This is a genomic window from Streptomyces sp. A5-4 (assembly GCF_051131715.1).
Taxonomy (GTDB): domain Bacteria; phylum Actinomycetota; class Actinomycetes; order Streptomycetales; family Streptomycetaceae; genus Streptomyces.
Genome location: NZ_CP178591.1, coordinates 7165305 through 7174052, shown reverse-complemented (window position 1 = coordinate 7174052; position 8748 = coordinate 7165305). Strand labels below are relative to the sequence as shown.

Annotated in this window: 17 protein-coding genes; 15 read left to right on the top strand and 2 right to left on the bottom strand. The window is 65.5% G+C overall.

Annotation, left to right across the window (positions count from 1 at the left end; translation table 11 throughout):
* Positions 1–262 precede the first annotated feature (262 nt).
* From ACLLJJ_RS33790 to ACLLJJ_RS33775, 4 genes are all read left to right on the top strand, one after another.
* Positions 263–493, top strand: coding sequence for a hypothetical protein (locus ACLLJJ_RS33790; RefSeq protein ID WP_434598216.1), 231 nt, complete (start codon positions 263–265; stop codon positions 491–493).
* Between the two features lie 38 nt (positions 494–531).
* On the top strand, positions 532–981 hold the full coding sequence (locus tag ACLLJJ_RS33785; protein WP_434598214.1) for a homing endonuclease associated repeat-containing protein: 450 nt from the start codon (positions 532–534) through the stop codon (positions 979–981).
* Positions 972–1658 (top strand): hypothetical protein, encoded by a 687-nt coding sequence (locus tag ACLLJJ_RS33780; protein WP_434598212.1) that lies wholly within the window; start codon positions 972–974, stop codon positions 1656–1658. Before ACLLJJ_RS33785 ends, ACLLJJ_RS33780 begins: the two co-directional genes overlap by 10 nt.
* 253 nt (positions 1659–1911) lie before the next feature.
* A complete protein-coding gene (locus ACLLJJ_RS33775) occupies positions 1912–2520 on the top strand; it encodes a hypothetical protein (protein WP_434598209.1) in 609 nt (202 codons plus the stop codon).
* A gap of 115 nt (positions 2521–2635) precedes the next feature.
* On the opposite strand, the gene ACLLJJ_RS33770 is transcribed toward ACLLJJ_RS33775, so the two are convergent.
* On the bottom strand, positions 2636–2791 hold the full coding sequence (locus tag ACLLJJ_RS33770) for a hypothetical protein (RefSeq protein ID WP_434598207.1): 156 nt from the start codon (positions 2789–2791) through the stop codon (positions 2636–2638).
* 50 nt (positions 2792–2841) lie between these two features.
* Positions 2842–3159, bottom strand: a complete 318-nt coding sequence (locus ACLLJJ_RS33765) for a hypothetical protein (RefSeq protein ID WP_434598205.1) — start codon at positions 3157–3159, stop codon at positions 2842–2844.
* Between the two features lie 234 nt (positions 3160–3393).
* Between ACLLJJ_RS33765 and ACLLJJ_RS33760 the strand changes: the two genes are divergently transcribed.
* The 11 genes from ACLLJJ_RS33760 to ACLLJJ_RS33710 all read left to right on the top strand — a co-directional run bounded on the left by ACLLJJ_RS33760 (position 3394) and on the right by ACLLJJ_RS33710 (position 8612).
* Entirely contained in the window at positions 3394–3744 is a 351-nt protein-coding gene (locus tag ACLLJJ_RS33760) for a hypothetical protein (RefSeq protein WP_434598202.1), read from the top strand.
* Positions 3732–3947: a hypothetical protein gene (locus ACLLJJ_RS33755; protein WP_434598199.1), complete on the top strand. Its 216-nt coding sequence runs from the start codon at positions 3732–3734 to the stop codon at positions 3945–3947. The genes ACLLJJ_RS33760 and ACLLJJ_RS33755 overlap by 13 nt, the downstream gene beginning before the upstream one ends.
* Before the next feature lie 34 nt (positions 3948–3981).
* Positions 3982–4899 carry a hypothetical protein gene (locus ACLLJJ_RS33750; RefSeq protein WP_434598197.1) on the top strand — a complete coding sequence of 306 codons (918 nt, stop codon included), beginning with the start codon at positions 3982–3984 and terminating at the stop codon, positions 4897–4899.
* A gap of 208 nt (positions 4900–5107) precedes the next feature.
* Positions 5108–5233 (top strand): hypothetical protein, encoded by a 126-nt coding sequence (locus ACLLJJ_RS33745; protein ID WP_434598194.1) that lies wholly within the window; start codon positions 5108–5110, stop codon positions 5231–5233.
* Complete coding sequence (locus ACLLJJ_RS33740) at positions 5230–6219, top strand: hypothetical protein (RefSeq protein WP_434598192.1); 990 nt, start codon at positions 5230–5232, stop codon at positions 6217–6219. Before ACLLJJ_RS33745 ends, ACLLJJ_RS33740 begins: the two co-directional genes overlap by 4 nt.
* A complete protein-coding gene (locus ACLLJJ_RS33735) occupies positions 6206–6511 on the top strand; it encodes a hypothetical protein (protein ID WP_434598190.1) in 306 nt (101 codons plus the stop codon). The genes ACLLJJ_RS33740 and ACLLJJ_RS33735 overlap by 14 nt, the downstream gene beginning before the upstream one ends.
* Before the next feature lie 2 nt (positions 6512–6513).
* Complete coding sequence (locus ACLLJJ_RS33730; RefSeq protein ID WP_434598188.1) at positions 6514–6903, top strand: hypothetical protein; 390 nt, start codon at positions 6514–6516, stop codon at positions 6901–6903.
* A 4-nt stretch (positions 6904–6907) separates the two neighbouring features.
* Positions 6908–7372, top strand: a complete 465-nt coding sequence (locus ACLLJJ_RS33725; RefSeq protein WP_434598186.1) for a hypothetical protein — start codon at positions 6908–6910, stop codon at positions 7370–7372.
* Between the two features lie 4 nt (positions 7373–7376).
* Positions 7377–8171: a hypothetical protein gene (locus ACLLJJ_RS33720; RefSeq protein ID WP_434598184.1), complete on the top strand. Its 795-nt coding sequence runs from the start codon at positions 7377–7379 to the stop codon at positions 8169–8171.
* Positions 8172–8208: 37 nt separating this feature from the next.
* The gene (locus tag ACLLJJ_RS33715; RefSeq protein WP_434598182.1) at positions 8209–8472 is read left to right on the top strand and encodes a hypothetical protein; all 264 of its coding nucleotides are present in this window, start codon (positions 8209–8211) and stop codon (positions 8470–8472) included.
* The gene (locus ACLLJJ_RS33710; RefSeq protein WP_434598180.1) at positions 8469–8612 is read left to right on the top strand and encodes a hypothetical protein; all 144 of its coding nucleotides are present in this window, start codon (positions 8469–8471) and stop codon (positions 8610–8612) included. Before ACLLJJ_RS33715 ends, ACLLJJ_RS33710 begins: the two co-directional genes overlap by 4 nt.
* The last annotated feature ends 136 nt before the right edge of the window (positions 8613–8748 follow it).

Genomic DNA, 8748 nt, shown 5'->3' with positions numbered 1-8748 from the left:
TGATCTCCGAGAGCATCTTATTCGAATGCCTATTCAATGGCAGTCTGCGGCGAGTCTGAATGCCACGGGGGAGAGGGGTCAGAGGGCGCGCCGAGCGGGGCTCGGGCGCGCAAGGCGCCTGCGGGTCTGTCTGGCGCTGGGGGATCAACGGAGTTGATCCGGAGGACTCTGTGGCACGTCATGCGCGTGTCGGCTGGGGGTGGCTCCCTGTCGGGCGGCTGCTCGTGGGCTTCTCATCTCATCCCGTGAAGGACCGCTCGCCATGACTGCTCTTGCTCCTGCCCCGGCCGCCACCGACGCCGATCTGGTCGACTTCGGCGGCGAGAGCCCGGCCTGTGTCGACAAGCAGGCCTCCGCCTGGCTCAAGGAACGGCCGGACCTCGCCGTCGAGATCGACGATTCGACCTGCTGCGGCGAGTTCCCCAGGACCTTCAACGAGATGTTCGCGTCCATCGCCTGCGACCGGCAGCTCGTGCAAGTGCAGACGCTCTGACGCGCATCCAGCTTTCAGAACGAGAGATAGGACCGACCATGACTCTGTCTGCTGTGCACGTCCCTGCGCCCATGAAGTCCGGGCCGGTCGTCTACACCGACCAGCAGCTCCTGCACGTGCTCATCGACCTGGCGCAGGAAGAGGACACCCTGGGACGTCGCACCTTCGAGCAGCGCCGCAGGGGCACCGATCCATCAGCTCCGCTCTACGAGCGCCGCTTCGGCAGCTGGAACCGTGCGCTGGACCTCGCGGGTCTCGCCGTGATCGAACAGCCCCAGCAGCTCCAGACTGCGACGACGAAGTGGCCCCAGGAGCAGCTCATTGCCGCGATCAGGCAGTGCCTGCAGGAGAGGGGATCCACGACGCTAGCGGCCTACGAGGCCTGGCGCACGGATCCGGCGGACCTGAAGGGTGAGGTCCCGCCGGCCACCACCATCCGCTTCCGGATGGGCAGTTGGTCGCGGGCCACAGAGCTTGCTTGCGGCTGAAATCCATCGGCATCTGCGACACCGTTCGATCCCCGAATGGGGCGCTGAACCGCAAGGATCTGGAAAGGGGAACGGTTATGTCAACCGAAAAGCGGCCTCTCACGGGTCTCCGCGTACGAGTCCATGTGAAGGGTGAGACCGTGTATGGGCTCGCCAGGGTCCGCTACAGGGATGGTCACAAGCACGCTGGCCATTACGAGGTGGAGCGTGTCTCGGCTCCCCCGATTCTGGTTCCGTTCGGGGATGCCGAACCGGGACCGAACGCCGATCAGATTCCGCCTGGGGTGGAATTTCCGGATCGTCGTGTGGTCTATCGCCCGCTGTTTGCTGAGCCGGGAGTCAAAGAGGCATCCGCCAGGGTCTCTGGTGCAAACGTTGTCTTCCCCGGAAACATGGAAAGGCTCCGGGAGCTGATCGCGCTTGTCCAATCGGGCTGGACCGTGCACTGGACCAGTCACGAGGCCAACGAGTTCCGGGGGCAACTGAGCGTTGCCGAAGTCAATGCATCCGAAGTGAGGATGAATCCGACCAAGGGAGCGCCGGGCCGGTACACACGGCCACTGAAAGGTGACGATTTCACCATCGAGGGTACTGCCATCACCAAGTACAAGGCTGACCATGCGTACACCGGCGGTCGAGCGTCCACACTGACGCTGCGGTTCGAAGCACCGCGCTAACCAACAGTCCTGGAGAGACATCAAGGTCCCCTTGTCCGGTGCGAGTCCGGCTATGGAACTCAATCCCCCGATTTCCGGGGCGATTGGAAAGGGGAGGAACGTGCCTGAGGAAGTTCTCGAAGAGTGGGGCAGGCAGCAGCTTGGCTCTCTACATGACGAGCCTCCGTACCACGACCATCCGGATGGCGTGCCGGAGCCTGAACCGAGTACGGCTCAGGTGTGCTGGACCGAGAAGACCCCAAAGGGGAACCTTATGTCCGAACGCGACATCATCGACGTCCGCAAGCTTCCGCCCTACTACAAGGCCGACCTCAACCATCTGCTGCCGGTGGAGCAGTCGTTGCACGGTCGCCATGAACTGATCATCGGCGACATCGCCCGGTACCGCGCAGGCATTGAGTACTACGCACCGATTGCCCCCACCGAAGACGGAAGGCTCCGGGGCGGCACACTCACCCTGAGCGAGGCGCAGGCCCGCCATATCTACGCTCAGCTCGGCGAGCTGTTCAAGCGTTGGGACCTGGAGAACGAGCGTGAGGCCGAATGGTCGAGCCGCCCGCACTTCAGTGCCTGGATGACCTACGGCACCGGTCAACTCTCTCAGCCACACATGGATGTCTCGGTATGGCAGGACAAGCTGACCGGCGAGCACCCGGGGGACGAGCGGGCATGGTCGCCCGACTATGACACGCCTGCTGCGTTCAGCGAGCGCACCACGATCGCCGCCAAAGGCGGAGACCTCGAGGACGGCAGGCGCGAGGCTGAGCGGCTTCTGAGCGATGCTGGGTGGCGAGTGATCGGTGAATGGCGAGACGCCGACGACACAGCGCTGATCGTTAGCGTCGCCCGTGCAGAGGACTGAATCGCCACTTCTAGGAGCTCGCAGCCTCTCTCCTAAATTGGTCGGGCATCCGAGTCATGGCGGGGCGACCAGCCTGCTCAGTGGGGCGCATCCGCCGCGCCTCCAGCGGCTGCACTCAGGAGGCGGCGCCGCCCCAGCCGATGCCGACCAGAACGTTGTAGTCCCAGCCGGGCAGGAACATGTCCGGTCCCTTGGTGCGGACCATCACCATGATCCGCTGGTCGGCGTAGCGGGCGTCGGGACGGCCAGCGGGGTGGTGTCGATGGCGCACATCAGCGGCTCGCCCGCCCGGGCCGGGTACAGGTGCTGGACCAGGGCCTGTCACGGCCGGTCGGCCGAGCCGCCTCCGTGGTGCAGCGCGTCGTACACCGAGCTGTGCCGCCGGAGGACCTCCGGCTCCAACGACAGCTCCACCGGCGACTGCACCGGACCAGCGGTGCACAGGATCGCATCGGCGAGTTCAAGCAGCGTATTGCCCCGACGGTACAAACAGGAGCGCAACTGACCGCGAAACACGGCCAGTTCGCGAAGGCCATCGACACCGGGTGCAGGTGAAGGAAGCGCATCACGGCCTTTGCCTGATCGACTGTCAACTCGTGGCGAGAAGACACGATCATGCAAAAGCTGTCCTGCTGTCATAAGAACCGCGGAATCCGTCCCACACCCCCCGACCGGTACGCATCACCCGGAGTGACCGGGAACTCAAAATACAAGACTTCCGCAACGCCGAGAACCAACGAATACGGACACGGTGTGTCACCGCCCGCCGAGCCCGCGGACACCTCCGCACTGCTCAACTTTGAAGACCCCTCTTTTCGCGCTGTGCGCTGTCCAGCCCTGCGCAAATCCCACTACGACCGAGCCGAGGACCCTATGACCGTCATCGCCGCACCGATCGCTGACCTCCTCCTGACCGACGCCGCGTCGGCCGAGATGGCCCGTACAGTCACCGCGCCTGAACTGCTCGGCGTCGCTGCGCAGCTGCCCGAGCTGGAGTGGTGCCCCTTCTGCTCCTACGACGAGAGCAGCGAGCCGGGCCTGCCCCGCGACATCGTCAAATGCACCGTCGAACCCGCCGTGCCGCCCGAGGACTGGGACCCGGGCTGGGGCCAGGGCCCGCTGTACGAGGTCACCTACCTCTCCTGTGGCCACACCCTCGCCGAGCTCTGCGAGTCGGCGGCTCCACGCTCCACTCACCGAAAGGACTTCGCATGTGCCCCCTGACGCCATTACAGAGCCTGGCGCTCCTCTTCATCGTGCTGGCCATCGTCGCCTGCATCCTCTGGATTGCCCGTGAGATCAGCACCCAGACCCGGACGCCGGCACCGGCGGCGCAGCGCCCGGAGACCGACGGGTCCACACCCATCGTGCGCATCGCGGTCCACCGACCGGACGAGCCCTACGACCACGAGAAGCACGGTCTCTGAAGACCAGCTCTCCATTCATCTGACTGAAATCGCCGTGTACGCGCCCGTCGACAACATCGTCTTCAGCTCGGTGCTGCACGAGATCTACTCGTACGCCCCTGCTTTGCCCGCGGACAAGCGCCGGGCCTACGCCGAGGCGCTGACGCACGCCATCGGCGCTCTTGTTCCTGGCGGCCGGCTCATCATCCGCGACTTCGTTGCGCCGGCAGAGATCTCGGACGACGAGTGGAAGCATCGGCTCGACGACTGGGACCATCTGCTCGACGCTGAAGACCCTGAGACCGATGGCACCTTCGGGCACCTGCCCGGCTGCCAGCTCCCGGACAGCATCGAGGGTGCCTTCGACATGGTGCTGCTCGGATACAAGGACACCACCATCGATCTGAACGCGCACTGCACCATCGAGCACCGCATGCGCCAGGCACTCAACCGGGCGGTGACCCTCGACCTGGACCTCGATGAGGTCGACGGCATGAACAGAATGCTGACCCTCAACCGACGCATCGAGCGCGCGTTCGAGCTCGACCTGAGCACCGCCGAGGGCAGGACTATGCCTCGGCCCGTCGTCGCTGTCGGCCTTGACGATGTAGGCCAGTGCCTCCTCCGGCATTCCCCCCTTCCGCACTGCGCTGGCCAGGCAGGTCCCGCGGTCCTTGCTGGAACTCTCAGTGCCCCGGAGGGCGAGCTTGTCCAGCGCCGCGCCGAGGGCGGTGCTCACGGTCGGACTCGGCGCAGACGGTGCCCGGGTTGTGCTGTCGTCGCCACTGGAGCATCCGGCGATCAGAACGCCCGCGGCCACAGCGAGTACTGGGGCCGCGGGCGCAGCCTTCCTCGTCCTCCAGGTCTTCATCACTTCTCGCTTCGCCTCTCCTGTCGCCGTCCAGTCCGATTGGATCGACTGGCCTTTGAGGACATCTCATCTGAGTGCCTATTGAATGACAGTCCGCGATGAGTCAGAATGCCGCGAGATAGGGGGTGCCGCCGAGCGGGGCTCGGGCGCGCAGGGTGCCTGCGGGTCTATTAGGCGCTTGGGGATCAACGCAGTTGATCCGGAGGGCTCTGTGACACGTCGTGCGCGTGTCGGCTGCGGGTGGCCCTGTCGGCGGCTGTTCGTGGGCTTCTCATCCAACCCCGCGAAGGGCTGCTCACCATGACTTCTCATGCCTCGCGCCCTGCCGCTTCCGCCGAACCTGCTGTGCTCGATCTGGCTGCGTGACGGCTTGGCCGAGACCGCCACGAAGGTGCTGCCGTCCATCATCGGAAAGGAAGGAATCCGCACCGCATGACCAACTCCCGACGGAATCGGATCACCCCCCGGGCCGAGCGCCGGACGCCCGACCTGCTGGAGTGCGGTCACCCGCCCATGCCGAGCGACGGTATGGGCACCGGTTATGCCCGGGACCCGAAGACCAACGACCGGCGCTGCTGCCCGTGCGCGGACGCCTGGCAGCGGAAGCAGATGCAGTCGGCCGACGGGTGGAGCGGCTACATCGGTTACGTCGGCGACGACCGGAAGCGGTTCGCCACCTGGACCGGCGGAGTGCTGGGCGAGGTCACCCGCTACGAGACCGAGGAGCGGGACCGCTACACGCCCAGCGGCGGCCGGTACCGGAATGCGGCACGTGACGGTCCGCACCCCCGTCGGCTTGACATGGCGTGGGCGCGGCAGCACCGCGATGGACGCGATCACGATCCGGCGCGTGTCACAGCCGAAGCCCGACAGCAACGGTCCGAAGGTTTTTCGCGACCTGCTCAAGATCTGAAGGGGGAGCGCATGTTCACCGTCTGCATTCTGGAGCCTTGCTGCACGCTGACCGAGCCGGGTTGCGACCCTGGTCCGCGACCGGTGTGGAACCGGTCGGTGAATGGGTGGCCGCCGAGGTGCGGGCACCCGGCGCCCCGGGTGGCCACGCTCACCACGCACGAGAGGCAGGGCCTGGCCGAAGCGTGGTTCAACGGCAGGGCCCGCGGCTGGTACTCGACGGACGGGTGGTTGTTCGAGGGCGCGATGCCGACGGAGGGCCAGCGACTCCGCATCATGCCGATTCTCGGCTCCCTCACCACGCACTTCGAGCACTCGGCGCCGTTCGAGATCTCCTTCCCCACCATCGAGATGGCCCGCGAGTACGCCCAGGACTGGCACGAGTACCCGGACGGAGAACGACGCAAGGAAATCCTGTTCAACATCGTCGGGGACCAGGACACGATCGTGCGCTGGTCGTCGTACACCGTCGAGGTCGGCACTGAGCTGGAAGCCGGTGCCTACGCCTGAGCCGGTCAGCCGGCTGTGGTTCTTCATGCTCCAGCAGTACGTGCCGCCGGCCGAGGACTCGCCGGCCGCATGGGTCGACACCGCGACCCGCTACGTAGAACTCAAGCCGCGCCGTGACGGGCAGGAATCCGACCCAGTCGCGGCTTACTGCGTACGCCATATGAGAGCGCGTATGCGTAACGGCATGCCCCAATACCGCGTGAAAGTCCGTGAGTTGCGGGGGCGCACGTTCTGCCAGGCATTCGTGGTGCATATCGACGGCACCCGCACACCAATCAGTAAGGAGGGATGAAGTTGTCGGAGGCGACAACCGAGCCGGAAACCTACGTCAGGCGCTCGGCATTCAGCAGCGAGGTACGGGTGATCGGCGCGCCGATCACGCACGCCGAGGACTCAGCAGAAACGCTTGCCGAGCGCGGCGAGCTGGTCCGCGTACGACCGCACTACAAGGTGCCCGACGGCCGGTCCAGCCTCAAGACGGTGCGCTCCCCGTGGTGCTACGAGGCGACCGTCGTTCGGGTGGCCTGCGGCGACATGGTGCTCGTCAAGTACACGTGGGAAATCGAAGACTCCCCCTGGACCAGTACGGGCGCATTCAAGGTGTCGGAGCTGCACAAGGTGCACGAATGCGAGTGCCCGGGATGCTGCGGCAAGGACGGAATCCAGAAATTCGAGGGGGCGTAATTCAATGACGAAAATTACCGAGCTGGGCCTGGACGACAGCCTGCCGGGCGCGCAGTTTGCCCGTGGACTGAAGCAGCAGATGATCGTGAGCGGCACCGAGGACGGCGTCCACCAGTTCGAACGTCTGCCCTCATACGAGGGCTACGCCGGTATGTGTGCGTGTGGGTTCGAGACGCCGGAGCCCTCGTACGACTCGATGGGCCCGCTGGTCAAGGCGATCTTCGAGCACCTGGAGCGGGACGTCTTCCCGCCAGTCGACGAGGCCGCGCTGCTGAAGGAGGCCCGGTTCTTCAACGTCGGGAAGCTGATCGGTTACCACCGGCTGATCGAGACCACTGAGGAACACGGCACCCGGCACACGGGATGGCTCATCGCCGGTATCGAGGGCACCATCCGCGTCCACCCCGACGGCATGGGCCATGTCCAGGGCCGGTGGAGCGCCTTCACGACCGATCCCCAGGAGGTCTGACCCCATGCGAGCTGTGGCTGACAAGTACCAGAAGTACGACCGGAACGACTCAATGCCGATCAACCTCCCGGACACGAAACGGGTCGTCGAGTACGTCGACCAGCTCGTGGAGAAGGTCTGGACACGCGAGGAGCGGTTGGCCTTCGAAGCGGCGTACTACTACCGCGACACCAAGCAGGGGATCATCGAGTTCTGGCAGGCCCGGTGGCTGGAGTACGCCCCGGAGATCGCCCGCCAGGGCCGGTGCGTCGCGTGGAAGCACCAGCGTGACGAGTGGGCGCCCTACCGGGTCGACGGTGTCCGCCTGGAAGACGGCGAGATCAAGGCCGTGATCCTCAAGGACCGCATGGGCTCCCGCTGGCAGGCGTGGCCCACCGACCTGGACCCAGCTCCCGAGCCGCACAAGCCAATCGTTCCGGTCCGGATCACGACCGGCTACCGCACCGACCCCACCCCGGCCCGAGTCAGCGTCGAGGACGCGGTGAAGGTGCTGTGCATGGCCGAGCGCTACAGCAAGGCACCACACGACCCGCACTGGACCGTCACGCGCAAGACCTACACCCACCACGTCAAGGTCGTGATCAGGAGCAACCGCAGCTCGCTGATGGACAGCATCCGAGTCCCGCACGGGGTGGCGCTGCTGGCGGCCGACGGCCGGTTCACGATCACCCACACCTGGGATGGCCACGAGAAGCAGCGGTGGCACGCCCGGTTCTGTGACCAGTTCCTCGGCACGTACGTCACGGACGTCGAGGCCGCCGACCGGCTGCACACCTTCAACGTCAAGCGCATGGGCTGACCAACAACCGATCCCCCAGAAACAGCGAGGAGCGCACATGAAGGAATACACGTTGGACGGCGTCTGGGACGACGCCGGCGGCCTTGAAGTCACCTACGTGGGCGTAGATCTGTCCGAGGCGACGATCGAAGGCGTGGTCGCCGGTAACAGCGACGGCAACGCGTTCACGGACACGGTCGAGGCCGAGTCCGAGTCCGAGGCGTTCCGGGCCCTGGCGGAGAGTTTGGACGCCTACAGCGTCTGGGACTGCCGGGGAGCTAAGGGGCGGCGCGTGTACACGCAACCCGAGGACGACGCGTGATTCTTCTGACCGGTTACTGGGAAAAGGACGCAAATCTCATCATCGAGTCGTCCCAGGAATTTCCCGACAGCACGTCAAAGACGGCACTCGAAGCCCAGGCGCACCGGGAGCTGCCCGACGAGCACAAGCAGAACGGCTGAGCCTGCTCCTTCCTCGTGGATGACCATTCGCGGGCCGTCCAGGAGGCATACGAGACCTACGTGCGGGAGGTCGGAGACGACGGCCCGACGTTGATCGACAACGTGTGGGGCGTACTGGTCGACGACTAAAGGGGGT

Excerpts from the sequence above, each read along its gene's own strand:
- ACLLJJ_RS33720 (WP_434598184.1), top strand. The coding sequence starts at position 7,377 with ATGCGAGCTGTGGCTGACAAGTACCAGAAGTACGACCGGAACGACTCA.
- ACLLJJ_RS33790 (WP_434598216.1), top strand. The coding sequence starts at position 263 with ATGACTGCTCTTGCTCCTGCCCCGGCCGCCACCGACGCCGATCTGGTC.
- ACLLJJ_RS33760 (WP_434598202.1), top strand. The coding sequence starts at position 3,394 with ATGACCGTCATCGCCGCACCGATCGCTGACCTCCTCCTGACCGACGCC.
- ACLLJJ_RS33785 (WP_434598214.1), top strand. The coding sequence starts at position 532 with ATGACTCTGTCTGCTGTGCACGTCCCTGCGCCCATGAAGTCCGGGCCG.
- ACLLJJ_RS33740 (WP_434598192.1), top strand. The coding sequence starts at position 5,230 with ATGACCAACTCCCGACGGAATCGGATCACCCCCCGGGCCGAGCGCCGG.
- ACLLJJ_RS33715 (WP_434598182.1), top strand. The coding sequence starts at position 8,209 with ATGAAGGAATACACGTTGGACGGCGTCTGGGACGACGCCGGCGGCCTT.
- ACLLJJ_RS33725 (WP_434598186.1), top strand. The coding sequence starts at position 6,908 with ATGACGAAAATTACCGAGCTGGGCCTGGACGACAGCCTGCCGGGCGCG.
- ACLLJJ_RS33745 (WP_434598194.1), top strand. The coding sequence starts at position 5,108 with ATGCCTCGCGCCCTGCCGCTTCCGCCGAACCTGCTGTGCTCGATCTGG.
- ACLLJJ_RS33765 (WP_434598205.1), bottom strand. The coding sequence starts at position 3,159 with ATGACAGCAGGACAGCTTTTGCATGATCGTGTCTTCTCGCCACGAGTT.
- ACLLJJ_RS33755 (WP_434598199.1), top strand. The coding sequence starts at position 3,732 with ATGTGCCCCCTGACGCCATTACAGAGCCTGGCGCTCCTCTTCATCGTG.
- ACLLJJ_RS33775 (WP_434598209.1), top strand. The coding sequence starts at position 1,912 with ATGTCCGAACGCGACATCATCGACGTCCGCAAGCTTCCGCCCTACTAC.